The organism is Leifsonia sp. (genome assembly GCF_051955155.1).
Taxonomy (GTDB): domain Bacteria; phylum Actinomycetota; class Actinomycetes; order Actinomycetales; family Microbacteriaceae; genus Leifsonia.
On record NZ_JBQCGZ010000172.1, the window covers coordinates 16,371 to 41,397 of the forward strand.

Consider the following 25,027-nt stretch of genomic DNA (forward strand, 5'->3'; position numbering starts at 1 on the left):
GGACCGCCTTCGTTGGCGGCTGCGTCGAGTGTTGCAGTGCGGCTCGCTTGGCGTCAAGACTTGAAGCCAAGCTTTCGATAACGGTTCGTCACGGATGGGGGACGGCGGGGGACACGGCGGATCGGGTGCTGTTCACATCCCCGCGCCGCCGGGGGTCAGGGAGACGCAGTCGACCGCGTACGCGACCGCTCCGAGCGTCGCCGCGCGCGGACCGAGCTGGCCCTGGACGATGTCCGGCATCAGGTCCTCGTTCACGATGATCGAGCGCTCGACGGCGTGCCGCATCGGGCCGAGCAGAAGCTCGCCGGCGCGCGCCAGCTCGCCGCCGACGACCACGCGCTCGGGGTCGAGCAGGTTGCAGAGGTTCGCGGTCGCGATGCCGATGTGCTTGCCCGCGTCCGCGATCGCCCGGATGCAGCGCGCGTCCCCCGCCATCGCCTGCAGGACGACGTCGCCGAGCTTCAGGCTGCCGAGGTGGTCGCGCAGCTCGTCCAGGATGGCGGGACCGCCGGCGATCGCCTCCAGGCAGCCGCGGTTGCCGCAGCGGCAGAGCGGCCCGTTCTCCCGGATCGTGGTGTGCCCGAACTCGCCGGCCACGCCGTTGTTGCCGCGGAACAGCTGGCCGTTCAGCAGCAGCCCCGCGCCGATCCCGTCGCCGACGTCGAGGGTGATCGAGGTGCGCTTGCCGCGCCCGGCTCCCAGGCGCGACTCCGCGAGAGCGGCCAGGTTCGCGGCGTTGTCGACGAACACCGGCCGCTTCACCCTGCGCTCCATCGCCTCTGCGACGACCACGCCGTCCCAGCCGCGCATGATCCCGCTGCGGGCGATGGTGCCGGAGGCGCGGTCCAGGGGCGCGGGCAGCGCGATCCCGACCGCGAGCACCTCGTCGCGGGACGCCTCCACCGACTCCAGCATGTCGCTGAGCAGCATGGACACCTTGTCGAGCTCGTTGTCGGCGCGGTGGTCCTTGGCGAGCGGCATGTGGTTCTCGGCGACGACGGTGTTCGCGACGTCCGAGAGCGCGACGCGCAGGTGCCTGGTCGAGAAGTGCACGCCGACGACGAGTCCGAGCGCGTGTGCGAGCGTGACGTGCTGCGCCCTGCGGCCGGAGCGGATGCTCTGCGCGGTGTGCAGCACACCGGAGGAGGACAGCTCCTTGACGATGTTGGAGACCGTCGCGGGGGAGAGCCCGGTGGCCCCGGCGAGCTCGACCTGGGTCAGCCCGCCGTGCTTCTTGATGGCGTCGACGATCCGAGCCCGGTTGGCTTCACGAAGTGAAGTCTGCGAGCCCGGAGTCCGCCGCTGCGTTGCCACGACGAGAAGGATACATGGCGAGCGCTGCTCGGGAACCGGGAGCCGACGGCCGTCTGAGGCCTCTCTCACGGCCGGTCACAACCGAACGGTTATGGCTTTGTGAGGTTCGCCAGCCCCGCTCGGCCGACCCGGTTGGCAGGATAGAGCTATGGCCGACCTGCACGTTCATCCCGACCGCCTGGAGATCCACCTGACGCGGGCCGAGAAGGCGTTGGCCCTGCGCCGGGAGGACATCGTCATCCCGCGCGACAGCATCTCCTCGGTGGCGATCACCGAGGACCCGTGGATCTGGATCCGCGGCATCCGCGCGCCGGGCGCCGCCGTCCCGCTGACGCTGTCCGTCGGCACCTGGAAGTTCCACGGCGGCAAGGACTTCCTGCTCATCAAGGGCAAGCAGCGCGCGGCCGTCGTGGTCGACATCGCCGGCGAGGAGTTCTCCCGCGTCATCGTCTCCACGCCGCACGCCGCGAAGCTCGTCGAGACCCTCCGCATCGACGCCGACGACCTCCCCGCCGACGGCGAACCCATCGAGTAACCCCCCCCGCCCCGCCCGCTCCCGCCCCCCGCGAGTGTGTCCGCCCGGTACATCACGGGGGTGTTCGAGCAGGGACGTTCGTACCGGGGCGGGACAGTCGGGCGCGAGCGACCGGCTCACGCGGCGTTCGCGACGGAGAACAGCACGAGCGCGAGCAGGGGCGGGCCGCCCTGCAGCAGCGCGGCCGGCCAGTAGCGGCGGCCCGTCGTCAGCAGCACGACCGCGGCGAGCACCATGCAGACGCCGCAGAAGAAGAGCAGCCCGAAGCCCACGTGGCGCAGGGTCGTCCAGTACAGCGCGAGGCCGACGACGACGCCGCCCGCGAGGAACAGGTTGTAGAAGCCCTGGTTGTACGCCATCGGCCGCACGGCGTCGGCGTCCCGCTGGCTCGCGACGCCGAACCGCCGCCAGACCCCCGGGCTCGACCACAGCATGCTTTCCATCGCGAAGAAGCCGAGGTGCACGACGGCGGCCAGGGCCAGGAGGACGGACGCGACGATCGCCATGGCGGGAGGATACGCTGCGGAGGCATGGATGTGATGAACACCACGTGCGCGATCTCCGGAGGCGGCCCCGCCGGGATGATGCTGGCCCTGCTGCTCGCCCGCAACGGCATCGATGTCGTCGTGCTGGAGAAGCACGCGGACTTCTTCCGCGACTTCCGCGGCGACACCATCCACCCCTCCACGATCGGGGTGCTCGGCGAGCTCGGGCTGCGGGACGCGTTCCTCGGCCTCCCGCACACGAGCATCCGCACGCTCGACGCCGTCGTGGACGGCACCCGGCTGCACCCGATCGACTTCGGCAGGCTGCGGCCGCCGGACGACTTCCTCGTGCTCGCGCCGCAGTGGGACTTCCTGACCTTCCTCGCGGAGCAGGGTGAGCGCTCGCCGTCCTTCCACCTGCGGATGAGCACCGAGGCGACCGGGCTGATCTGGGAGGACGGCGAGGTGCGCGGGCTCACCGCGGAGGGGCCGGAGGGGCCGGTCCGCATCCAGGCGGACCTGACGATCGCGGCGGACGGCCGCGACTCCGTGCTGCGCGCCGCGGCGGGCCTGCGCCCGCGCCGGTACGGCGTCCCCATCGACGTGCTCTGGTTCCGGCTGCCCAAGCCGGAGGCCGCCCCGCCGTCGACGCTCGCCTACATCGGCCACGGCGCGATGGTCGTCACCATCGACCGCGGCGACTACTACCAGGCCGGCCTGATCATCCCGAAGGGCGGCATCGACGAGCTGCGCGAGGCGGGCCTCGACGTCTTCCGTTCGGCGGTCGCCGGCGCGGCTCCATTCCTCGCCGGGCCGCTGGAGACGATCGCGGACTGGGACCAGGTGAAGCTGCTGAGCGTGCAGATCGACCACCTCGACCGCTGGTACCGGCGCGGCTTCCTGGCCATCGGGGACGCCGCGCACGCGATGTCGCCGGCCTTCGGGGTCGGCGTCAACTACGCCGTGCAGGATGCCGTCGCCACCGCGAACGCGGTCGTCGAACCGCTGCGGTCCGGACCGGTGGACCTGCGCGTGCTGGACGGGATCCAGCGCCGGAGGTTGCCACCGGCCCAGGCGATGCAGCGCATCCAGCTCGCCGCCCACCGGCGGATCACCCGTCCTGGTGCCGCTCCGCTGCTGCCGAGTCCGCGGCCGCCGCTCGCCGGCGCGGCGCTCGCCGCGGCGACGCCGATCGCGCAGCGGGTGGCGGCGCGCCTGGTCGGCCGGGGTCTGCGACCGGAGTCGGTCGCGCCCGCGCTGCGCTGATCCTGTCGCGGCCCGAGCGTCAGGACAGCAGCATCAGGACGATGCCGATCAGCGGCAGGGTGCCCTGGATGATCGCCGGCCGCAGGTAGCCGCGTCCGCTGGTCACCAGGACGACGGCGGCCGCGAGCATGCTGGCCATCGTGAAGTAGATCAGGGCGAGACCGGCCGCGTGCATCCCGACGCCGAAGAGGATGAGGCCGACGATCGCGCCGATCGCGAGGAACAGGTTGTAGAAGCCCTGGTTGTACGCCATCGGCTTCGTCGTGTCCGCCGCGGCCTGGTCGGCGACGCCGAACCGCTTCCACACGGCGGGACGCGCCCAGGCGACGCTCTCCATGAAGAAGATCGCGATGTGCAGGGCGGCGGCCAGGGTGACCACGACGGTGGCGAGGACGATCATGCGGCCAGCATACGGGTATCCCGCCGCCGGGCCGGCGCTACCGCCGCACGTCGACCACGGTGCGGCCGTGCAGCCGGCCGGCGAGGATGTCCTCCGCGGCCGGGATCGCCTCGTCCAGCGTGATGAAGCGGGTCATCGCGGCGAGCGCCTCCTCGTCCAGGTCGGTCGCCAGCCGGCGCCAGGCCGTCTCGCGGAGGGCGGCCGGCGCCTCCACCGAGTTGATGCCGATCAGGCTGACACCGCGCAGGATGAACGGGAGCACGGTCGCCGGGAGGTCGGGGCCCTGGGCGAGGCCGCACGCGGTCACGGTCCCGCCGTACCTGGTCTGCGCCAGGACGTTGGCGAGGGTCCTGCTGCCGACCGCATCCACCGCTCCGGCCCAGCGCTGGCTCTGCAGCGGGCGGCCCTCGCCCTCCAGCTCCGCGCGGTCGATGATCGTCGTCGCGCCGAGGTCGGTGAGGTAGCCGCCCTGTTCCTCCGGGCGCCCCGTCGACGCGGTGACCGGGTAGCCGAGTTTCGCGAGCACCGCGATCGCCACCGAGCCGACGCCGCCCGCGGCGCCCGTGACCAGCACGCTGCTGCCCGAGGCGGCGACCTCCGCGGGGTCGACGCCATTGCGCTCCAGCGCGAGCACCGACAGCATCGCCGTGAAGCCCGCGGTCCCGATCGCGGCGGCCTGCTCGGAGGTGAGCGCGTCCGGGACGCGCACGAGCGCGTCGCCGCGCACCCTCGCCCGCTGGGCGAGCCCGCCGTGGTGGCTCTCGCCGATCCCGTCGCCGTTCAGGACGACGCGGTCGCCCTCGCGCCAGCGCGGGTCGGACGACGACTCGACGGTGCCGACGAGGTCGATGCCGGGGATGAGCGGCGAGGTCCGCGCGACGCCGGGCCGTCCGGCGATCGCCAGGCCGTCCTTGTAGTTGAGGTCGGAGTACTCGACGGCGATGGTCACGTCGCCGTCCATCAGGAAGGCGTCCGCGACCTCCCTCACCTCGGCGGTGTGGGAGACGATGCGTCCCCCGTCGGTCTCCTGCTCGATCACGATCGCCCGGAAGTCGCTCATGCGACTCACCCTACGCGGGCGCCCGCGGTCAGTTCAGGACCCGCGTGCCCTCCGGCAGGGCGCCGCCCGCGTACAGCTCGGTCGCGAGCAGCTGCAGGCTGTTGAGCGCGACCCGCTGCGTCCACGGGCCGTACGAGACGCGCGCGACGCCGAGCTCCGCCAGCCGCGCGGGCGGGAGCGAACCGGGGACGGCGATCACGCTGATGCTGCGCTCGCCGAGGCCGCCGACCAGCCGCTCGACGGTCCGCTCGTCCAGCTTGCCCGGCACGAAGACGCAGGTCGCCCCCTCGTCCAGGAACGCCCGTCCGCGGCGGATGGCCTCCTCGGCCTTCTGCTCGTCGTCCGGCAGCCCGCCGCGCAGGAACGCGTCCGTCCTGGCGTTGAGCGCGAACGGCACGCCCTCGGCGTCGGCCGCGGCGACGGCGTCCCGCACCGCGCGGACCGCGTCGTCGAACGGCTTCATCTGGTCCTCGAGGTTCGCACCGACCGCGCCGACGCCGATCGCCCGGCGGATCGTCTCGCCCGCGTCCCCGTACCCGGCCTCCAGGTCGGCGCTGACCGGAAGGTCGGTCGCTTCGACGATCCTGCGCACCATGTCGAGCATCTCGGCGAGCGGGATGTTCTCGCCGTCCTCGTAGCCGAGCGTCGCGGCGATGGAGTGACTGGCGGTCGCGAGGGCCCTGGTCTCCGGAAGGGCGGCGACGGCCCTGGCCGAGATCGCGTCCCACACGTTCACCACCTGGAACAGTTCGGGGGCGTGGTGGAGCCGGCGCAGCTCGGCGCCGCGTTCGCTGATCGTCGTCATGCGTTCACCCTACGGCCGCGGGGGCGGCCGCTCTAGGATGGCGGCATGGCCGGGACCACGGAGTCCACGCAGCCACCCGGGGACGCGAACGCGGGCGGCGCGCACCCCGCCGCGCCGACGCCGGCCCCCGCGTCGCCCGCGACCGCACCCGCATCCCCGCCACCTTCCCCGCCCCCGAAGACCTGGTCCGCGACCGGGCGCCGGGTGTCCGTCAACGCCGTCGTCGACTACGCGTTCTTCGTCTTCGGCGGCGTCGCGGCCATCTGGCTGGCGTGGATCGTGCTCACCGAGAGCTTCGGCTGGGGCTGGTTCCTGCTGCTGTTCTTCGTGCTGTTCTGGCTCGTGCTCGCCTACCTCGTGCTGCCGCGGCTGCACCGCATCCTCACCCAGATCTACGTTCCCGACTACTTCATCGGCCGCGCGCGGACGAGCGACGGACTGCTCGGCGACCCCGTCAACCTCGCCGTGCTCGGGACGGAGGCGCAGCTCGACGAGGCGATGTGCGCGGCAGGATGGACGCGCGCCGACGACGTGACCCTCGCCTCCAGCCGGCGGATCGTCACGTCCACCCTGCTGCGCCGCAGCTACGACGAGGCGCCGGTGAGCCCGCTGTTCCTGTTCGGGCACCAGCAGGACGTCGCCTACCAGCAGGAGGTGCTCGGCAACCCGGCGAAGCGCCACCATGTGCGGTTCTGGCGCTGCCCCGACGGCTGGCTGCTGCCCGGCGGGCACCGGGTGGACTGGTTGGCGGCAGGCACGTTCGACCGCTCGGTCGGCTTCTCCCTGTTCACGCTGCAGATCACGCACAAGATCGACGCGAACACCGACATCGAGCGTGACCACATCGTGTCGACGCTGACGAGCGCCGGCGTGGGCGTGGAGGTGTCCGTGCTGAAGGACTTCTCCAGCGGCTACCACTCCCGCAACGGCGGAGGCGACAGCATCGAGACCGACGGTGACCTCCCGGTCGTCGACCTGACGCAGGTGACCGTGGAGCCGCGGGCGGTCGCCGTCGCGGCCGACGCGGAGGCGCGGCGCATCGCGCGCGCCGAGCGCCGGCCGCTCCCGACCGCGCTCGGGGCCCTGCTGATGCTGCTGCGGATCGCGGCCGGGACGCTGACCGTCGTCCTCACCGTGCTCAGCTGGCCGCAGGTGATCCAGGCGGAGTTCGCCGCGTCCGGGACCTCGCTCACGCCCGACGAGCGGCAGACAGCCGACCTGGTCTTCGGCATCGCGATGGGCGTGTTCGCCGCCGGGCTGGTGTTCTATTTCCTGCTCGCGCTGCTCGTCTTCACCGGAAGCAACTGGGCGCGCATCGCGTCCATGTCGTTCAGCGCGCTGCTCATCGTGATCGCCGCGATCGACTTCTTCAACGGCGGGCCGCAGGTCACCCTGCACGCCAACATCCTGGGCCTGCCGCTCGACATCCTCGTGGTGCTCGCCCTGTCGTCGCAGGCGTCCCGGCAATGGGCGCGACGCCCGAGGCCGCACGGGAAGGGCGCGGCGTCGGTCGCGCTCGCCGCCGACGCGGAGCAGCAGGCGCTCGCCGAGGCCCGCCGGCCCGCCGATCGCACCACCACCCGCTGACCGCGGGCTACATCAGGTTCTTCTTTCCGCCCGGTCCCGAGGACTTGAGCGCCGCCTCCTCGGCATCCAGGAACGCGAGCACCGACCGCACGGCCGGCTCCTGGTACCGGCCCTCCGCCCGCGCCTCGAGCACCGCCTGCCGCTCGGCGACGATCATCGAGCGGCGCAGCCTCCGGTACTCGAGTGGGGCGTCCTCCGCGTCCTCGGGCGTCGGGTTCTCGAGCGCGTCCGCCAGGAACACCGCGTTGATGCGCAGCCGCTCGATCACCCGCTCGTCCTCCCGACCGGTCACCTGCGACTCCAGGTGGTCGAGCCCCGCCGACTGGGCCTCGGCCAGCAGCCGCTGCATCTCGCTGGCCTCCTGCGCGAAGTCCGGTGCCGGCAGCTTGAGCCGGCGGATGATCCACGGCAGCGCCAGCCCCTCCAGCAGCGTCACCACCACCACGATGAACGCCAGCAGCTGCAGGAATTCCTTGTGCGGCGTCCCGTCCGGCAGCAGGAAGGCCGCCGCCAGGGTCACCACGCCGCGGATCCCGGCGAACGAGACCGCGATGCCGGTCGGCCAGCTCCAGCCGCGTTCGCGCAGGCGCTCGGGACCGTAGCGGTACAGGGCGGTCGTCCCCACCATCCACAGGAACCGCGCGAGGAACAGCGCGAGCAGCACCACCACGCTGATCAGGACCGTCTGGCCGACGGTGATCCCGGACCGGAACGCCGCCCCGAGGATGCTGGACAGCTCCAGCCCGATGAAGAGGAAGACGGCGTTCTCGAGCAGGAACTGCACGGTCCGCCAGTTGATGGTCTCGGCGATCCGTGCTTCCGCCGTCTGGATGGTCGGCGACCGGTAGCCGAGGTAGAGCCCCGCGACCACGACGGAGAGGATGCCGGACCCGTGCAGGAACTGCGACGGGATGAAGGCGAGGTACGGCGTCACCAGCCCGAGGGAGGTGTCGAGCACCGGCGCGCGCAGCTGCTTCCTGATCAGCGCGAGCACCCAGCCGACGAGGAGACCGACGCCGACGCCGACCACGACCGCCAGCACGAAGTCCCCCGCGATCGTCCACGGGTTGATGATGCTGACGATGGCGGCGATGCTCGCGTTCAGCGCGACGAGCGCGGTCGCGTCGTTGAGCAGGCTCTCGCCCTCGAGCACGGTGACCAGTCGTCTGGGCAGGTGCCCGCGCCCGGCGATCGCGGTCACGGCGACCGTGTCCGTGGGCGCGACGACGGCGCCGAACGCGAACGCGGCGGCGAGCGTGATCGCCGGGACGACCAGCCACGTCGCGAACCCGACGACCACCACGGTGAAGGCGACCAGACCCACCGAGAGCAGCAGGATGCCGTCGCGCCTCGCGCGAACGTCCACGATCGAGGTCTGCACCGCGGCGGCGAACAGCAGAGGGGGCAGCAGCCCGAACAGCACCACCTCCGGCTCCAGCGTCACCTGCGGCACGCCGGGGACGAACGACGCGACCGCTCCCACGACGACCAGCACAACGGGCGCCGACCACCCGACACGGCGCGAGAGCCCCGTGACGGCGACCGTGACGACGACGAACGACACGATCCAGACGATGGTGGAGACCGGATCCATGCTGTTCATGATGGCGGCAACGCGAATCGAGCAGCAATCTTTCCCGCCCATCCGGTGGATGACGTCCGCTCAGAGAGAAGCTGTGCAGAACTCAGTGCGCCGCGCAGGCGACCGCGTCGCAGGCCTCGCACACCACGAGCTGCTCGCGGCAGGAGAGGTCGACGCAGTTGCGCATCCTGCTCGTCGGCGCACCGCAGCCGGCGCACACGCCGATCACCGCAGCGTGGTCCGAGAACGTCACCGATCCGCGGCCGTCGAACACGTACAGCGAGCCCTCCCAAAGCCCATCGTCGCCGAACGCCTCCCCGTACCGGACGACGCCGCCGTCCAGCTGGTACACCTCGCCGAAGCCTCGCGACCGCATCAGGCCGGAGAGCACCTCGCAGCGGATGCCGCCGGTGCAGTAGGTCACGACCGGCTTGTCCTTGAGGTGGTCGTAGCGCCCGCTGTCGAGTTCGGCGACGAACTCCCTGGTGGTCGCCACGTCGGGAACGACCGCGTCGCGGAATCGCCCGATCTCCGCCTCGAACCGGTTGCGGCCGTCGAAGAAGACGACGTCGTCGCGCGCGGCGACCAGCTCGTGCAGCGCTGCGGGATCCAGGCGCTCGCCGCCTCCCACGACCCCGCCCTCGTCCACGCGCAGCTCTGAGGGAGCCCCGAAGGAAACGATCTCCTCGCGCACGCGCACCGACAGCCGGGGGAAGTCCACGCTGCGCCCGTCCGCGTCCAGCCCGGTGCCCTCGCTCCACTTCACATCCAGGCCGCGGAACGCCGGATACTCCTTCGTCGTGCGCAGATAGCGCTTGAGCGCCCCGAGCTCGCCGCCGAGCGTGCCGTTCAGCCCGTCCCCGGAGATCAGGATGCGGCCGCGCAGCCCCAGCGACTCGCACAGCCCGCGCTGCCACAGCCGGATCGCCTCCGGATCGGGCAGCGGAGCGAACGCGTAGTAGAGCAGGACTTTCGGGACGGGCACCCCAGGATGGTAACAAGGCTGATACTTCGGATACTGACAGGTTCGTTAGCCTGCTGTTCAGTCTGGGGGAGGATGGTTGGATCATGCGAACGCTCGTGATCATCCCGACGTACAACGAACGGGAGAACGTCGGCCCGATCGTCGGCCGGGTCAGGGCGTCGGCCCCCGAGGTCGATGTTCTGGTCGTCGACGACTCGTCGCCCGACGGCACGGGCGAGATCGCGGACGCGCTCGCCGCGACCGACGCCAGCGTCCACGTGCTGCACCGCGCGGGCAAGGACGGCCTCGGCGCCGCCTACAAGGCCGGGATGCGGTTCGCGCTCGACGCGGGCTACGACGCGATCGTGGAGATGGACGCGGACGGCTCGCACAAGCCCGAGCAGCTCCGCGACCTGCTCGCCGCGCTGCGGCACCCCGAGAACCAGAACCGCACGGGGGATGCCGGTGCCGCGCAGCCGGGCGCGGACCTGGTGCTCGGCTCGCGCTGGGTCGACGGCGGCGGCGTCGTCAACTGGCCGGCGCACCGCAGGCTGCTCTCGCGCGGCGGCAGCGCCTACTCGCGCATGGCGCTCGGCGTCCCCGTCCGCGACGTGACCGGCGGCTACCGCGTCTTCACGTCCGACGCGCTGCGGCGCATCCACCTGGACGACGTGGAGAGCCAGGGCTACTGCTTCCAGATCGACATGCTGCGCCGCGCCTACGACGCCGGCCTCACGGTGGCGGAGGTGCCGATCACGTTCGTCGAGCGCGAGCGCGGCGCGTCGAAGATGACCGGCGGCATCGTCGCCGAGGCGATGCTGCGGGTCACCGCGTGGGGCATCACCGGTCTGCCGCGCCGGTTCCGGCACCGCGGCACCGCGGCGGAGGTGGCCGGAACCGCGCAGCGCGCGTAGCGTGGCGCCATGCCGAAGGATCAGCTGGAGCGCTTCCGCTCCGTCCCCCACTTCACGCTCACCAGCGACGACATCGCGGACGACCGCCCGCTCGCCAAGGCCCAGTGGGGCGCGGGCGGAGGCGGCGACGACATCTCCCCGCAGCTCGAGTGGAGCGGTTTCCCCGCGGAGACCAAGAGCTTCGCCGTCACCATCCACGACCCGGACGCCCCGACCGGCTCCGGCTTCTGGCACTGGGCGGTCTACAACATCCCCGCCTCCGTCACCTCGCTGCCGGCGAACGCCGGGGCGGAGGGCGGCGCCAACCTGCCGCAGGGCGCGGCGATGCTCTCCAACGAGCTGCGCTCCAAGAGCTTCACCGGCGCTGGACCGCCTCCCGGCACCGGAACGCACCACTACTACGTAACCGTGCACGCCCTCGACGTCGACCACCTCGACCTCGACCCGGAGTCCACCCCGGCCATCCTCGGCTTCAACGCCAACTTCCACGTGCTGGCGAGGGCCGTCCTGGTCCCGGTCGCCACCGCGGGCGACATCTGAGGCGCCTCGTCGCGTTCCGCGGTCAGTGCTTCGCGCCGGTGAGGGCGAGCACGCCGCCGAGGCCGATCATCATCACGCCGCCGGTCGCCCCCAGGCGCTCAACGCGCTTGGGGGACCGGCCGAACCACTGCCGCGCCGTCCCGGCCGCGATCGCCCAGACGCTGTCGAAGAGCAGCGCGAGCACGAGGAAGACGACGCCGAGCTCGAACAGCTGGAGCGGGATGGCGCCGGCCCGGTAGTCGACGAACTGCGGAAGCACCGCAACGAAGAACACCAGCGACTTCGGGTTCGTCAGCCCCACCAGGAAGCCCTCGCCGAGGATCCGCCACGGCGAGCGGCTCGGCGGCGCCGCCTCGTGCGTCACCGCCGTGTGCCGGCGATGCCGGATCGCCTGGATGCCGAGGTAGATCAGGTAGGCGGCGCCCGCGAACTTGATGATCGTGAACAGCACGAGCGACTGCGCGACCACCGCGCCGATCCCGAGCGAGACCGCCACCACGAGCGGGAGCATCCCGAGCGCGTTGCCGAGCACGCTCAGCAGGCCGCCGAGCCGGCCGAGCGCGAGCGAGCGGCCGATCACGAACAGCACGCTCGGCCCGGGGATGACGATGAGCGCCACCGCGGCGAGCGCGAACGCGAGGAGCGAGGGACCGGGGACCATAGCCAGAGCGTAGGGGAGGTAGGTTCGATACGTGAAGCTCCACAACGTTCGTGTGCACAGAAGCGAGGAGAACCTCGCCGTCGAAGACCAGCTGGCGTGGAAGATCGCCGAGGTCGCCGCCGATCCGGTCGAGGTGGATGCGGAGGTCGCCGACATGGTGATCAACCGCGTCATCGACAACGCCGCCGTCGCCGCGGCGTCGCTGACCCGCCGCCCGGTGGTCTCCGCCCGGTCGCAGGCGCTCGCGCACCCGCTGCCGACCGCGCAGCTGGAGGAGATCGCGGGATCGCGGCCGCAGGACGGCGCGACGGTCTTCGGCGAGCCGGCGACCGTGCGCGTGAGCCCGGAGTGGGCGGCGTGGGCGAACGGCGTCGCGGTCCGCGAGCTGGACTACCACGACACGTTCCTGGCTGCCGAGTACTCGCATCCCGGCGACAACATCCCGCCGATCACCGCGGTCGCCCAGCACGCGGGCCGCGCGTTCGGGCTGACCGGCCGCGACCTGGTGCGCGGGATCGCCACCGGCTACGAGATCCAGATCGACCTGGCCCGCGCGATCAGCCTGCACAAGCACAAGATCGACCATGTCGCCCACCTCGGCCCGAGCGCCGCCGCGGGCATCGGCACCCTGCTCGGCCTCGACCCGGCCGTCATCTTCCAGGCCGTCGGCCAGGCGCTGCACACGACGACCGCCACCCGGCAGTCCCGCAAGGGCGCGATCTCCAGCTGGAAGGCGCACGCCCCGGCGTTCGCCGGCAAGATGGCCGTCGAGGCGATCGACAGGGCGATGCGCGGCGAGACCAGCCCGACCCCGATCTACGAGGGCGAGGACGGCGTGATCGCCTGGCTGCTCGACGGCCCGGACGCGCGCTACGAGGTCCCGCTGCCCGGCCCGGGGGAGGCGAAGCGGGCGATCCTCGACTCGTACACGAAGGAGCATTCGGCCGAGTACCAGGCGCAGGCGTGGATCGACCTGGCCCGCAAGCTGCATCGCGAGCACCCGGAGGTCGCGGATCCGGAGCGCGTGGAGAGCATCCGCATCCACACGTCGCACCACACGCACTACGTGATCGGCTCCGGCGCGAACGACCCGCAGAAGTACGACCCGACCGCCTCACGGGAGACGCTGGACCACAGCATCCCGTACATCTTCACCGTCGCCTTGCAGGACGGCGGCTGGCACCACGTCGAGTCCTACCTGCCGACGCGCGCCGCACGACCGGACACCGTCGCGCTGTGGGGCAAGGTCACCACGACCGAGGACGAGGAGTGGACGCGCCGCTACCACTCGACCGACCCGGACGAGAAGGCGTTCGGCGGCCGAGTGGAGATCCGGACGGCGGACGGCAGGGTCATCACCGACGAGATCGCCGTCGCCGACGCGCATCCGCTCGGCGCCCGTCCGTTCGTGCGCGCCGACTACGTCGCCAAGTTCCGCTCGCTCGCCGCCGAGGTGCTCGAGGAAGCGGAGATCGAGCGCTTCCTCGGCGTCGCCGAGCGCCTGCCCGAGCTGACCGCCGCCGAGCTCGGCGGCCTCACCATCACCGCGCGGCCCGGCCTGCTCGCCGGCGTCCCCGCACCGAAGGGACTCTTCTGATGCTGTACTCGTCCGTTCCCGCGCACGAGAAGCGCGCGGCCTTCCGCGCCCGGCTGGACTCCGGCGAGCTGGTGCGGATGCCCGGCGCCTTCAACCCGCTGAGCGCCCGGCTGATCGAGCGCAAGGGCTTCGAGGGCGTCTACATCTCCGGAGCCGTGCTCTCCGCCGACCTCGGCCTTCCCGACATCGGCCTCACGACGCTCACCGAGGTCGCCGGCCGGTCCGCGCAGATCGCCCGGATGACCGACCTGCCCGCCCTGGTGGACGCGGACACCGGCTTCGGCGAGCCGATGAACGTCGCCCGCACGGTGCAGACCCTCGAGGACGCCGGCGTCGCCGGCCTGCACATCGAGGACCAGGTGAACCCCAAGCGCTGCGGCCACCTCGACGGCAAGCAGGTCGTGGACGAGGACACCGCGCTCAAGCGCATCCGCGCCGCCGCCGACGCCCGCCGCGACCGGAACCTGCTGATCATGGCCCGCACCGACATCCGCGCGGTGGAGGGGCTGGATGCGGCGATCGACCGCGCGAAGGCCCTCGTGGACGCCGGAGCGGACGCGATCTTCCCCGAGGCGATGGCCGACCTGTCCGAGTTCGAGGCCGTCCGCCGCGCCGTCGACGTGCCGATCCTCGCCAACATGACCGAGTTCGGTAAGAGCGACCTGTTCACGGTCGACCAGCTCCGCGACGTCGGCGTGAACATCGTGATCTGGCCGGTGTCCCTGCTGCGCCTGGCGATGGGCGCCGCAGAGCGCGGCCTCGACCAGCTCGTCGCGGAGGGCACGCTCGAGCCGAAGCTGGGCGAGATGCAGCATCGCGCCGACCTGTACGACCTGATTGACTACGAGGGCTACAACGCGTTCGACACCTCCGTCTACAACTTCGAGGTGCGCCGCTAGTCGTAACGGCACCACCCCAGCCAGCAGCGAAGGAGCAGCAAGCATGACCGACCCCGAGATCCATAAGGGCCTGGCCGGCGTGGTGGTCGACACCACGACCATCTCGTCCGTGAACTCGCAGACCAACTCGCTGCTGTACCGCGGCTACCCGGTCCAGGAGCTGGCCGCGTCCTGCTCGTTCGAGGAGGTCGCCTGGCTGCTCTGGCACGGCGACCTGCCGACGCGGGAGCAGCTCGCCGGGTTCGAGAAGCTGGAGCGCGGTCTGCGCCGCCTCGACGACCGCACCCGCCGCGCGCTCGACGACATCCCCGCGTCTGCGCACCCGATGGATGCGCTGCGCACGGCGGTCAGCCAGCTCGGCGGTCTCGACCCGACCTTGGAGCAGGAGAACGGCATCCTCGACCCCGAGCTGAACCAGGGCCGCGCCGTCTACCTGCTCGCCCAGCTGCCGACGATCGTCGCCTACATCCAGCGCCGCCGTCGCGGGCTGGAGCCCGTCGAGCCGCGCGACGACCTGGACTACTCGCGCAACTTCCTCTGGCTGACGTTCGGCGAGGTGCCGGACGACGTCGTGGTCGACGCCTTCCGGGTGTCGCTCATCCTCTACGCCGAGCACTCCTTCAACGCGTCCACCTTCACCGCCCGCGTCATCGCGTCGACGCTCTCGGACGTCTACTCGGCGGTCACGGGCGCGATCGGCGCGCTCAAGGGCCCGCTGCACGGCGGCGCGAACGAGGCGGTCATGCACGCGTTCGACGAGATCGGCAGCGCGGACAAGGCGGAGGAGTGGCTGGACGCCGCCCTCGCCGAGAAGCGCATGATCATGGGATTCGGCCACCGCGTATACAAGAACGGCGACTCCCGGGTCCCCACCATGAAAGCGTCGCTCGAGAAGCTCGCCGAGCACTACGACCGCGCCGACCTGCTGGAGCTCTACACCGCGCTGGAGCGGGCGATGGGCGACCGCAAGAACATCAAGCCGAACCTGGACTACCCCTCCGGCCCCGCCTACAACCTCATGGGCTTCGACACGGAGACTTTCACGCCGCTGTTCGCCGCCGCGCGCGTGACGGGATGGACGGCGCACGTCTTCGAGCAGTACGCCGCCAACTCCCTCATCCGCCCGCTCTCCCAGTACATCGGCCCCGAGGAGCGCCACCTGGGCTGAGCGTTCCCGCCCGCAAGGGAGGAGATCGCGCCCATCCCGGCCGCAACCTCCTCCCTTCCTCGCGTCCCGGGCCTCCGGCCGCGCAGAATCCTCCCTAACCGACGACCCGCCTCACCGCCAGAGCAGCAACGCGTCGCCCTGTCCGCCGCCGCCGCACAGCGCGACCGCCGCCCGTCCACCGCCGCGCCGCGCCAGCTCGTGCGCCGCGTGCCCCGCCAGCCGTGCACCGGACGCACCGATCGGGTGCCCGAGCGCGATCGCACCGCCGTGGATGTTGACCCGCTCGGAGTCGATCCCGAGGTCTTTCATCGACTGCAGCGCGACCGCGGCGAACGCCTCGTTGATCTCGATCAGATCCAGGTCGTCGACGCTCCAGCCCGCCCGGTCGAGCGCCGTCTGGATGGCGTGCGAGGGCTGCGAGTGCAGCGAGTTGTCCGGTCCCGCCACCTGGCCGCTGGCGCCGACGACCGCGAGCCAGTCCAGGCCGAGCCGCTCCGCGTTCTCGCGGCTGGTCAGGATGAGCGCTGCCGCGCCGTCGCTGAGCGGCGACGAGTTGCCGGCGGTCAGCGTGCCGCCCTCCGCGAAGCTCGGCCGGAGCTTCGCGAGCGTCTCCGCCGTCGAGTTCGGCCGCACGCCCTCGTCGGCGGTGACGACGACCGGGTCGCCCTTCCGCTGCGGGATGCTCACCGGTGCGATCTCCGCGTCGAAGACGCCGTTCGCGGCCGCCTCGCCGGCGCGACGGTGCGACGCGGCGGAGAACTCGTCCTGCGCCTCGCGGGTCAGGCCGAGCCTGCCGGTGTAGCTCTCGGTGGATGCGCCCATCGAGATACCGTCGAACGCGTCGGTCAGCCCGTCGTACGCGGCGGAGTCGAGCGCTTCGAGGGACCCGTAGGTCCAGCCCTTTCGCGAACCCGGCAGGATGTGCGGCGCGTTCGTCATCGACTCCTGTCCGCCCGCGGCGACCACCGTCGCCTCCCCGGCGCGGATGAGGCGCGCGGCGTCGATCACGGCGGCGAGCCCGGAGAGGCACACCTTGTTGATCGTGGTCGCAGGAACGTTCCAGCCGATGCCGGCGCCGATCGCCGTCTGCCTGGCCGGGTTCTGTCCCGCGCCGGCCTGCAGCACCTGGCCGAAGATCACGGTGTCGACGGCGTCCGCCCCGACGCCCGACTGCTCGAGTGCGCGGCGCAGCGCGATCGTGCCGAGCTGGACGGCGCTCAGAGGTGCGAGCGCTCCGGTGATCTTGCCCAGGGGTGTGCGGGCGGCGGACAGGATGACGACGTCGTTCGGACTTGTCATGGGTGGCGACTCCTTCGTTGCCGGTGGGTGTGCTTCCATTCTCACACCGCGCGGCACGGGTGTCCCCGGTGCCGGACTTCTGCACAGCTCGCTCGTGGATGCGACCTCTCCACAGATTCTCGACGGCCTCCGTGGTGTGCATCGCGGGCTTCTACCGTGAAGCCATGTCCGACACCGAAGAAGAGGGTGAGCCGCTCGCGCATGTTCCGAACCACGACCGCCCCCGCGAGCGGATGCGGCGCCTCGGCGTCGGGTCGCTCACCGACGACGAGGTGCTCGCCCTCGTGCTCGGGTCCGGGCAGACCGGGCGCAGCGTCCTCGCGCTCGCCCGCTCCATCCTGCGCCGCACCGGCGGGTTCCCCGGGCTCGCCACGATGGACTTCGCCCGGCTGGAGACCCTGCCGGGGGTCGGCCCGGCGACCGCAGGGCGGCTCGTCGCCATCATCGAGATCTGGCGGCGAGCCGGCGCGTCATCGGCCTGGACGCGGCTGGTCGACAACGACGCGATCGCGGACATCGTGCGGCCGGAGCTGCTGCACCGCGACAGCGAGCGCTTCGTCGTCGTCATCGCCGACCGAGCCGCACGCCCGCTCGAGCTCGTCCTCGTGCGCGACGGCGGGGTGGACGAGACCAGCGTGCAGCCGGCGGACGTGCTCCAGGCCGTGCTTACGCGCGGCGGACGGTCCTTCGCCGTCGCGCACAACCATCCGTCCGGCGTGCTGGATGCGTCCGTCGCCGACATCATGCTCACGCGACGGCTGGATCAGGCGGCGGCGACCATCGGCCTGCGCTTCCTCGGCCACGTGCTCGTCGCCGGCGACCGGTGGACGGCGCTCCCGTCCACCGGCGCCACGGCTACGGGTTCAGGCGGGTCGGTCCGCGGAAGAGGTAGGTCGTCTCGCGCAGGTTCGCCAGGTGCAGCATGAGCATCAGCACGCGGGCCAGCCCCATGCCGAAGCCGCCGTGCGGCGGGATGCCGTACTTGAAGAACTCGAGGTCGATCTCCTCGGGGTCCAGGCCCTTGTCGCGCGCCTGCTCCACCAGGATGTCGACGCGGTGCTCGCGCTGGGCGCCGGTGGAGATCTCCACGCCATTGAAGATGAGGTCGTAGCTCTTGGTGAGCGTCGGGTCCTCCGGGTGGCGCATGTGGTAGTACGGGCGGATCGTGGCCGCGTAGTCCGTGAGGAACACGAACTCGTGGCCGTACGTCTCCTTCACGTAGGCCGAGATCTGGCGCTCGCCCTCCGGGTCCATGTCGTCGTCGGCACGCGGCACCTCGTAGCCGCGCTCGGCGACGATGCGCTTGGCCTCGGCGAGCGGAATGCGAGGGAACGGCGTGCTCGGCACGGTGACCTCGACGCCGAACAGCGCCTCGATCTCCTCGCCGTGCTTCTCCTTGACCGCGGTGAAGCCGGCGACCAGCAGCTCCTCGTGCACCTTCATCACGTCTTCGTGGCTGTCGATCCAGCTGATCTCGGTGTCGACGCTCGTGAACTCGGTCGCGTGGCGGCTCGTGAAGCTGGGGTCCGCGCGGAACGCGGGGCCGATCTCGAACACGCGCCCGAAGCCGGCCGCCTGCGCCATCTGCTTGAAGATCTGCGGGCTCTGGGCGAGGTAGGCGGTCGTCTCGAAGTAGGGCAGCTCGAACAGCTCGGCGCGCGACTCGGAGGCCGAGGCCATCAGCTTGGGGGTGTGGATCTCGATGAAGCCGTTGTCCACCCAGTACTGGCGGAGCGCGTGCTCGAACGTGGTCTGCACGCGGAAGATCAGGTTGTGCTTCGGCTCGCGGAGGTCGAGGAAGCGCCAGTCCATGCGCTTGTCGATCCCGCTGTCCGCCGCGATCGGCGTCTCCGGGATGGCGGCCGTCTCCACCGTCAGCGTGCTGAGCTTGATCTCGATGCCGCCGAGCTTCACCCGCTCGTCGTGCTTGAGCTCGCCGGTCGCTCGCACGAACGTCCCCTGAGAGAGTCCGGAGATGGTGACGGCCGGCTCGTCGGCCACGACGGTGCCGTCCTCGGCGACCGTGCGCGGGTTGACCAGCTGCACGGCGCCCGACTCGTCGCGCAGGACGACGAACTGCACCTTCTTCTGGTCGCGGACGGTCTCGACCCATCCGGCGACGCTCACGGGGCCGTCGGGAGCGGCGGCCAGGTCCTTGATCAAAACGCGTGCGGTCACGAACGCCAAGCCTACCCTCCGGCCCGAAGCGGGGCTGCCGCGCGCACGCTCAGTGAATTCAAGGGAAACGCCTCCGTAGACTGGAGCAGTGGTAGCGAGCCAGGTCCACCTCGTCCGTCATGGCGAGGTGTTCAATCCCGACGGCATCCTGTACGGCAGGCTGCCGGGCTTCGGCCTCTCCAAGCTCGGCCACCGGATGGCGCAGGCCGCCGCCGACGACCTCGTCGCCCGCGGCCGCCCCGTCTCGGCCCTCCGGGTCTCGCCTCTGCAGCGCACGCGCGAGTCGGCTGCGCCGATCGCTGCCGCGTTCGGACTCGAGCCGGTGATCGAGGACCGCATCATCGAGCCGACCAACCACTTCGAGGGCACCGTGATGAGCCGAGCCCTGAAGAACCCCGTCAACTGGCCGTTCGTGGTGAACCCGCTCCGGCCGAGCTGGGGCGAGCCGTATTCGCGCATCTCGGCGAGGATGCTCGCGGCGATCGACGACGCGTTCGACGCGGTGGACTCCGGCGACGTCGTGCTCGTGAGCCACCAGCTGCCGATCTGGGTCGCGCACCTGACCGTGGCCGGCGAGCGGTTCCCGCATGATCCGCGCAAGCGGCGGTGCGCGCTGTCCAGCATCACCACGTTCGAGCGCACTACCGCGCCCGTGGAGGAGCCGTCCTCGACGGCCGTCGCACCGGCAACCCCGGTCACTGCCGCCGAGCCGGTCGTCCGCATCGTCGAGGTCGGCTATGTCGAGCCCGCCTCCTCTCTCAACACCGCAGCCACCGACGTGGGAGCCGTATGACCACCGCATCCCGCACCTCCCGCCGGCTCCGGCTCGCGCTGCCCGCCGCAGCAGCGGCCGTGGCGCTCCTGCTCTCCGGCTGCACCGCGAACGACAGCCTCGCGGCCCAGTACCGCTCCGGCAGCGGCCAGAACTACATCGCAGGAGACGGGAGCGTGAGCGAGTACGCCGCGGGCAACCGCGGCGAGCCGGTGAGTTTCAGCGGAAAGCTCATCGACGGCACGACGGTCTCCGACAAGGACTACGCGGGCAAGGTGCTCGTCGTGAACTTCTGGTACGCCGGCTGCCCGCCCTGCCGCGTGGAGGCCCCCGACCTCGAGGCGCTCTCCAAGAAGTACGCCGCCCAGGGCGTCGGGTTCCTCGGCGTCAACCTCTACGACACCGCGAGCACCGCGGAGAGCTTCGAGAAGGACAAGGGCGTCACCTACCCCTCGGTCCTCGACCGCGACACCGGCTCCGTGCTGCTCGCGTTCAGCAAGACCGTCCCGCCGAAGGCGACGCCGACGACCCTCGTGATCGACAAGGACGGCCGGGTCGCCGCGCGCATCCTGGGCGCCATCCCGGACCGCAGCATCCTGGACACCCTGATCTCCGACGCCGTGGCCGAGCACTGACGTGAACATCGGTCAGATCGTCGTCAGCGGCCAGCTGCTCCTGGCGCTTCCGATCGCGCTGCTGGCGGGCCTGGTCTCGTTCGCGTCGCCCTGCGTCCTGCCGCTGGTGCCCGGCTACCTCGCCTACGTCGGCGGCACGACCGATCCCGGAGCCAAGCGCGACCGCGGCCGCGTGCTCACGGGCGTCGCGCTGTTCGTCCTCGGCTTCGCGCTGGTGTTCATCGCGTACGGCGCCGCGTTCGGCGCGCTCGGCTTCTGGCTGGTGCGCTGGCAGGAGGTCGTCATCCGCGTCATGGGCGTGGTCGTCATCCTGCTCGGCCTGGTCTTCATCGGCCAGTTCTCGTTCCTGCAGCGCACCATCAAGCCGAGCTGGCGACCCGCGACCGGGCTGATCGGCGCGCCGCTGCTCGGCATCGTGGTCGGCCTCGGCTGGACGCCGTGCATCGGCCCGACGCTCGGCGCGATCCTCTCGCTCAGCGTCGGCTCCGGCTCGCCGTGGCGCGGAGCGCTCCTGATGCTCGTGTACTGCATCGGCCTCGGCATCCCGTTCCTGCTCGTCGCCCTCGGCCTCGACTGGGTCGCGGGCTCCGTCGCCTTCCTCAAGCGGCACATCCGGGCCATCAATATCATCGGCGGTGTCCTGCTCGTCGCGATCGGCGTCCTCATGGTGTCCGGCCTGTGGACCCAGCTCATGTCCTCCTTCCTGGCGGTGATCAACGGTTTTGTCCCGGCCCTCTGACCACATCGACGCCGCGCCCCCGCGCGAAGACCCCGGCGTCGTCCAGCCCACGCTCGGCCCCGTCGGCTGGCTGCGCTGGTGCTGGCGGCAGCTCACGAGCATGCGCACCGCCCTGTTCCTGCTGCTCCTGCTCGCGATCGCGGCCGTCCCCGGCTCGCTGTTCCCGCAGCGCGGGGCCGACCCGAACGGCGTCACCAAGTACTTCAGCGAGAACCCGCAGCTGGCCCCGGTGCTCGACAAGTTCCAGCTCTTCGACGTCTACACGTCCGCCTGGTTCTCCGCCATCTACCTGCTGCTCTTCGCGTCCCTCATCGGCTGCATCATCCCGCGCACCAAGCACCACTTCGAGGCGATGCGCGCAAAGCCGCCGAAGACGCCCGTCCGGCTGACCAGGATGGCCGGCTTCCAGGCCCGCATCCTGCCCGCGGAACTGCGGGCCGACGCGCCGGACCCGATCGAGACCGCCAGGGACATCCTGCGCCGGTCCCGCTACCGCGTCTCGCTGTACCAGGACGCCCGGAGCGTCTCCGTCTCGGCCGAGCGCGGCTACCTGCGTGAGACCGGCAACCTGGTCTTCCACATCGCGCTGCTCGGCGTCCTCCTCGCGGTGGGACTGGGCGGCGGCTTCGGCTACACCGGCCAGAAGGTCGTGGTCGAGGGGCAGAGCTTCGTCAACAGCGTCCCCTCCTACAACTCGTTCAACCCCGGCCGGTTCTTCACCGACTCGTCGCTCGAGCCGTTCTCCGTCCGCGTCGACAGCCTGAAGGTCCAGTACGAGACCCAGAACAAGAACGCCAAGGGCACGCCGCTCGACTACACGGCGAACGTCACGACCACCGGCCCGGGGGACACCTCCTCCACGGCGGTGATCAAGGTCAACGACCCGCTCGCGATCGGCGGGACCAACGTCTACCTGCTCGGCAACGGCTACGCGCCGGAGATCACGGTCAGGGACACGAAGGGCAAGGTCGTGTTCGACGATGCCGTGCCGTTCATCGCCGAGGACGCACAGCTCACCTCGCTCGGCTGGGTCAAGGTGCCGGACGGCCTCTCCGAACAGGTGGGGATGATCGGCTTCTTCTATCCGACGGTCGGCGACAGCGGGACCGCGGCGGGCGCCCTCACCTCCACCTTCCCCGGGCTGAACGATCCCGTCCTGAGCCTGAACGTCTACGTCGGCGACCTCGGGTTGGACAGCGGGGTCCCGCAGTCGGTCTACAGCCTCAACACCGACAAGCTGAAGCAGGTCGCCGGCCCCGGCACCTCGACGAAGGCGCTGCAGCTGAAGCCGGGCCAGACCGTCGAGCTCCCGAACGGGCTCGGGACGATCCACCTCGGCGACATCAAGCGCTACGCGACGCTCGACGTGCACCACGACCCGGCGCAGGGCTGGGTGCTCGTCTTCGCCATCCTCATCCTCGCCGGCCTGCTCACCTCCCTGTTCGTCCCGCGACGCAGGCTCTGGGTGAAGGCCGTCGAGAATCCGGACGGCTCGCTGACCCTCGAGTACGCGGGACTCGCCCGCGGCGAGGATCCGAACCTCGTCGCCGCGGTGACCGCCGTGGCGGATGAGCACGCCGCCCTCCTCTCCCGACCCCCGAAGAACTAGGCTGGCAATCGTGACCGAGACTCTGTCCACCCTCTCCACGGTGTTCATCTACGTGGCGATGGGGTTCTACGCGGCGGCGTTCATCGCCTTCGCGCTCGACCTCGCCCGGCGCAGTGCGCGGGTAACCGCCGCAGAGGCGGCCGCCGTCCCGAGCGCGGTCGCGCGGCGCAGCGAGGTCGCGGCGCCGGTCGGCGCGGGCGCCACCATCGGATCGTCCGGGGCCGGCCAGGGTCCGGGCGGACCGGGCTCGGCGTCGACGCCTCCGCCGTCCTCGGCGATCGGTCGGCTCTCCTCGCGCATCAGCTCACGCGTCGAGGACGAGGTGATGAACGGTGCGGAGTCCTCGGCGTCCATCCGCTGGGCGTTCGGGCTGACGATCGCCGGCTTCGCCTTCCACCTGGTGGCGACGGTCCTTCGGGGCATCGCGGCCGCGCGTGTCCCGTGGGCGAACATGTGGGAGTTCTCGATGACGGGGACCCTCGTCATCATCGGCGTCTTCCTGGTGGCCAACCTCAAGTGGCCGATCAAGTACCTCGGCACCTTCATCGTCGGACTGGTGCTCGTCCTCCAAGGGGTCGCCCTGCTCCGATACTTCGTGCCCGTGGTCCCGCTTCAGCCGGCGCTGCAGTCGTACTGGCTGGTGATCCACATCATCGTGGCCGTGCTGGGCACGGCGTTCTTCGCTCTCGGCTTCGCGCTGTCCGGACTGCAGCTGCTGCAGTACCGCCGGGAGCGCCAGGTCGCGGAGTCCCGCCCGCAGCAGTTCCGGTTCCTGGCGACGCTGCCGAGTTCGGTCGCGCTCGAGAACCTGGCGTACCGGATCAACATCGTCGGCTTCATCGCCTGGACCTTCACTCTGATCGCCGGAGCGATCTGGGCCGAGAAGGCGTGGGGCCGGTACTGGGGTTGGGACACCAAGGAAGTCTGGACCTTCATCATCTGGGTGATCTACGCCGGATACATCCACGCGCGTGCGACGCGCGGCTGGCGCGGATCGCGTTCGGCGTGGCTCGCGATCATCGGCTTCGCGGCGGTGCTCTTCAACTTCGGCATCGTCAACGTGTTCTTCCACGGACTGCACGCCTACTCGGGTCTCTGATCCCGGCGCTCTCCGACGGTATTCCGCCCCGGCTCCTCGTGAGCCGGGGCGGTCTCGTTTTAAGCCGGCGCGAGAGGCCCGAGACCGGAAAACCGCGGAATCACGCGGATCTCTCCCGCGACACGCCCGGGATGCGAGCGCGATTTGCGACGTTCTGGGGACCTGCGTAAAGTACTTACTTGTCACCCCAAAGGTGCGGGAGAGCGGAAGAGCTCCCCGGCCTCAAGCGGGACCGAATCCATAGCCTAGCGGCAAATCTCAACTTGAAAGAGTTGCTTTGCTGCGCTTAGGATTAACACCCCACTCACTGAGCAGGTCTAACCGGTTCGGTTCGTGCAAATCGGATGTATCCCACGATGGATGAACGAAAGAGCGCGAAACGGCCGACTTGACAAACTGACTGAGAGTGGTAAGGTAGAGAAGTTGCCTCACAGAGAAGCCCGAGAGGGTTGAAGGTGAGAGCGTCCGATCCTTGAGAACTCAACAGCGTGCACAATGTCAAATGCCAAACAACCTCGGCATTGACCTAAGACCTCGGTCTGAAAGTCGATGCAAGAGATTCCTTTGGATTAGATAACGAATGTCAGACATTCGAATTTAGTCAAGACAAACTCGCAGTGAGAAGAGATATTCCTCTCCGATCCTGCACTATGTTTCCAGACGCTTGCGTCTTGGAGCTAAACATTTTACGGAGAGTTTGATCCTGGCTCAGGACGAACGCTGGCGGCGTGCTTAACACATGCAAGTCGAACGATGAACCAGGAGCTTGCTCTTGGGAATTAGTGGCGAACGGGTGAGTAACACGTGAGTAACCTGCCCTTGACTCTGGGATAACCTCCGGAAACGGAAGCTAATACCGGATACGACGTACGGAGGCATCTCCTGTACGTGGAAAGAACTTCGGTCAAGGATGGACTCG

Annotated in this window: 24 protein-coding genes and 1 rRNA gene; 15 read left to right on the forward strand and 10 right to left on the reverse strand. The window is 70.5% G+C overall.

Annotated elements, in window-relative coordinates; genetic code table 11:
• Positions 1–132: 132 nt before the first annotated feature.
• On the reverse strand, positions 133–1,314 hold the full coding sequence (locus tag ACTHMF_RS18585; protein ID WP_314146847.1) for an ROK family transcriptional regulator: 1,182 nt from the start codon (positions 1,312–1,314) through the stop codon (positions 133–135).
• Positions 1,315–1,462: 148 nt separating this feature from the next.
• On the opposite strand from ACTHMF_RS18585, the gene ACTHMF_RS18590 reads away from it, so the two are divergent.
• Positions 1,463–1,849: a hypothetical protein gene (locus ACTHMF_RS18590; protein ID WP_314146846.1), complete on the forward strand. Its 387-nt coding sequence runs from the start codon at positions 1,463–1,465 to the stop codon at positions 1,847–1,849.
• Between the two features lie 116 nt (positions 1,850–1,965).
• Here ACTHMF_RS18590 and ACTHMF_RS18595 read toward each other — a convergent pair whose 3' ends face one another.
• Positions 1,966–2,355, reverse strand: a complete 390-nt coding sequence (locus ACTHMF_RS18595) for a DUF1304 domain-containing protein (RefSeq protein ID WP_440319655.1) — start codon at positions 2,353–2,355, stop codon at positions 1,966–1,968.
• A gap of 24 nt (positions 2,356–2,379) precedes the next feature.
• Between ACTHMF_RS18595 and ACTHMF_RS18600 the strand changes: the two genes are divergently transcribed.
• Positions 2,380–3,600 (forward strand): FAD-dependent oxidoreductase, encoded by a 1,221-nt coding sequence (locus ACTHMF_RS18600; protein WP_440319657.1) that lies wholly within the window; start codon positions 2,380–2,382, stop codon positions 3,598–3,600.
• A gap of 19 nt (positions 3,601–3,619) precedes the next feature.
• Here the strand turns inward: ACTHMF_RS18600 and ACTHMF_RS18605 are convergent, their stop codons facing one another.
• The 3 genes from ACTHMF_RS18605 to ACTHMF_RS18615 are packed head-to-tail and all read right to left on the reverse strand — an operon-like array spanning position 3,620 to position 5,865.
• On the reverse strand, positions 3,620–4,000 hold the full coding sequence (locus tag ACTHMF_RS18605; protein ID WP_314146841.1) for a DUF1304 domain-containing protein: 381 nt from the start codon (positions 3,998–4,000) through the stop codon (positions 3,620–3,622).
• 37 nt (positions 4,001–4,037) lie between these two features.
• Entirely contained in the window at positions 4,038–5,060 is a 1,023-nt protein-coding gene (acuI, locus tag ACTHMF_RS18610; protein ID WP_440319659.1) for an acrylyl-CoA reductase (NADPH), read from the reverse strand.
• 28 nt (positions 5,061–5,088) lie between these two features.
• Complete coding sequence (locus ACTHMF_RS18615) at positions 5,089–5,865, reverse strand: isocitrate lyase/PEP mutase family protein (RefSeq protein ID WP_440319661.1); 777 nt, start codon at positions 5,863–5,865, stop codon at positions 5,089–5,091.
• Positions 5,866–5,910: 45 nt separating this feature from the next.
• On the opposite strand from ACTHMF_RS18615, the gene ACTHMF_RS18620 reads away from it, so the two are divergent.
• A complete protein-coding gene (locus tag ACTHMF_RS18620) occupies positions 5,911–7,452 on the forward strand; it encodes an LssY C-terminal domain-containing protein (RefSeq protein WP_440319663.1) in 1,542 nt (513 codons plus the stop codon).
• A gap of 7 nt (positions 7,453–7,459) precedes the next feature.
• On the opposite strand, the gene ACTHMF_RS18625 is transcribed toward ACTHMF_RS18620, so the two are convergent.
• Together ACTHMF_RS18625 and trhO are read right to left on the reverse strand one after the other, a co-directional pair.
• Positions 7,460–9,046, reverse strand: coding sequence for a Na+/H+ antiporter (locus ACTHMF_RS18625; protein WP_440319664.1), 1,587 nt, complete (start codon positions 9,044–9,046; stop codon positions 7,460–7,462).
• Between the two features lie 91 nt (positions 9,047–9,137).
• A complete protein-coding gene (trhO, locus tag ACTHMF_RS18630; RefSeq protein WP_440319665.1) occupies positions 9,138–10,019 on the reverse strand; it encodes an oxygen-dependent tRNA uridine(34) hydroxylase TrhO in 882 nt (293 codons plus the stop codon).
• Positions 10,020–10,102: 83 nt separating this feature from the next.
• Between trhO and ACTHMF_RS18635 the strand changes: the two genes are divergently transcribed.
• Both ACTHMF_RS18635 and ACTHMF_RS18640 read left to right on the forward strand, forming a co-directional pair.
• On the forward strand, positions 10,103–10,912 hold the full coding sequence (locus tag ACTHMF_RS18635; RefSeq protein ID WP_440319667.1) for a polyprenol monophosphomannose synthase: 810 nt from the start codon (positions 10,103–10,105) through the stop codon (positions 10,910–10,912).
• 9 nt (positions 10,913–10,921) lie between these two features.
• Entirely contained in the window at positions 10,922–11,452 is a 531-nt protein-coding gene (locus ACTHMF_RS18640; protein WP_440319669.1) for a YbhB/YbcL family Raf kinase inhibitor-like protein, read from the forward strand.
• Positions 11,453–11,474: 22 nt separating this feature from the next.
• Here the strand turns inward: ACTHMF_RS18640 and ACTHMF_RS18645 are convergent, their stop codons facing one another.
• On the reverse strand, positions 11,475–12,113 hold the full coding sequence (locus ACTHMF_RS18645) for a LysE family translocator (RefSeq protein ID WP_440319671.1): 639 nt from the start codon (positions 12,111–12,113) through the stop codon (positions 11,475–11,477).
• Between the two features lie 31 nt (positions 12,114–12,144).
• On the opposite strand from ACTHMF_RS18645, the gene ACTHMF_RS18650 reads away from it, so the two are divergent.
• Genes ACTHMF_RS18650 through ACTHMF_RS18660 form a run of 3 tightly spaced genes read left to right on the forward strand, consistent with a single transcriptional unit; the run spans position 12,145 to position 15,777 of the window.
• Positions 12,145–13,710, forward strand: coding sequence for an MmgE/PrpD family protein (locus tag ACTHMF_RS18650; RefSeq protein WP_440319673.1), 1,566 nt, complete (start codon positions 12,145–12,147; stop codon positions 13,708–13,710).
• Positions 13,710–14,609, forward strand: a complete 900-nt coding sequence (gene prpB / locus ACTHMF_RS18655) for a methylisocitrate lyase (protein ID WP_440319675.1) — start codon at positions 13,710–13,712, stop codon at positions 14,607–14,609. Before ACTHMF_RS18650 ends, prpB begins: the two co-directional genes overlap by 1 nt.
• A 43-nt stretch (positions 14,610–14,652) precedes the next feature.
• Positions 14,653–15,777, forward strand: a complete 1,125-nt coding sequence (locus ACTHMF_RS18660; protein WP_440319676.1) for a bifunctional 2-methylcitrate synthase/citrate synthase — start codon at positions 14,653–14,655, stop codon at positions 15,775–15,777.
• Between the two features lie 111 nt (positions 15,778–15,888).
• Here ACTHMF_RS18660 and ACTHMF_RS18665 read toward each other — a convergent pair whose 3' ends face one another.
• Positions 15,889–17,076 (reverse strand): acetyl-CoA C-acetyltransferase, encoded by a 1,188-nt coding sequence (locus ACTHMF_RS18665; RefSeq protein WP_440319678.1) that lies wholly within the window; start codon positions 17,074–17,076, stop codon positions 15,889–15,891.
• A 164-nt stretch (positions 17,077–17,240) separates the two neighbouring features.
• Here ACTHMF_RS18665 and ACTHMF_RS18670 point away from each other — a divergent pair, with 164 nt between their 5' ends.
• Positions 17,241–18,002, forward strand: a complete 762-nt coding sequence (locus ACTHMF_RS18670; protein ID WP_314146825.1) for a JAB domain-containing protein — start codon at positions 17,241–17,243, stop codon at positions 18,000–18,002.
• On the opposite strand, the gene aspS is transcribed toward ACTHMF_RS18670, so the two are convergent.
• Positions 17,932–19,239 (reverse strand): aspartate--tRNA(Asn) ligase, encoded by a 1,308-nt coding sequence (gene aspS / locus ACTHMF_RS18675; RefSeq protein ID WP_399552900.1) that lies wholly within the window; start codon positions 19,237–19,239, stop codon positions 17,932–17,934. The two genes, ACTHMF_RS18670 and aspS, sit on opposite strands and share 71 nt — an antisense overlap.
• 103 nt (positions 19,240–19,342) lie before the next feature.
• Between aspS and ACTHMF_RS18680 the strand changes: the two genes are divergently transcribed.
• The 6 genes from ACTHMF_RS18680 to ACTHMF_RS18705 form a co-directional block, all read left to right on the forward strand.
• Positions 19,343–20,047, forward strand: a complete 705-nt coding sequence (locus ACTHMF_RS18680) for a histidine phosphatase family protein (RefSeq protein WP_440319680.1) — start codon at positions 19,343–19,345, stop codon at positions 20,045–20,047.
• Positions 20,044–20,661: a TlpA disulfide reductase family protein gene (locus ACTHMF_RS18685; protein WP_440319682.1), complete on the forward strand. Its 618-nt coding sequence runs from the start codon at positions 20,044–20,046 to the stop codon at positions 20,659–20,661. Before ACTHMF_RS18680 ends, ACTHMF_RS18685 begins: the two co-directional genes overlap by 4 nt.
• A gap of 1 nt (position 20,662) precedes the next feature.
• Positions 20,663–21,400, forward strand: a complete 738-nt coding sequence (locus tag ACTHMF_RS18690) for a cytochrome c biogenesis CcdA family protein (protein ID WP_440319684.1) — start codon at positions 20,663–20,665, stop codon at positions 21,398–21,400.
• A complete protein-coding gene (gene resB / locus ACTHMF_RS18695; RefSeq protein ID WP_440319686.1) occupies positions 21,384–23,009 on the forward strand; it encodes a cytochrome c biogenesis protein ResB in 1,626 nt (541 codons plus the stop codon). Before ACTHMF_RS18690 ends, resB begins: the two co-directional genes overlap by 17 nt.
• A gap of 10 nt (positions 23,010–23,019) precedes the next feature.
• Positions 23,020–24,108: a c-type cytochrome biogenesis protein CcsB gene (ccsB, locus tag ACTHMF_RS18700; RefSeq protein WP_314146819.1), complete on the forward strand. Its 1,089-nt coding sequence runs from the start codon at positions 23,020–23,022 to the stop codon at positions 24,106–24,108.
• 685 nt (positions 24,109–24,793) lie between these two features.
• A 16S ribosomal RNA gene (locus ACTHMF_RS18705) occupies positions 24,794–25,027 on the forward strand; the annotation flags it as partial.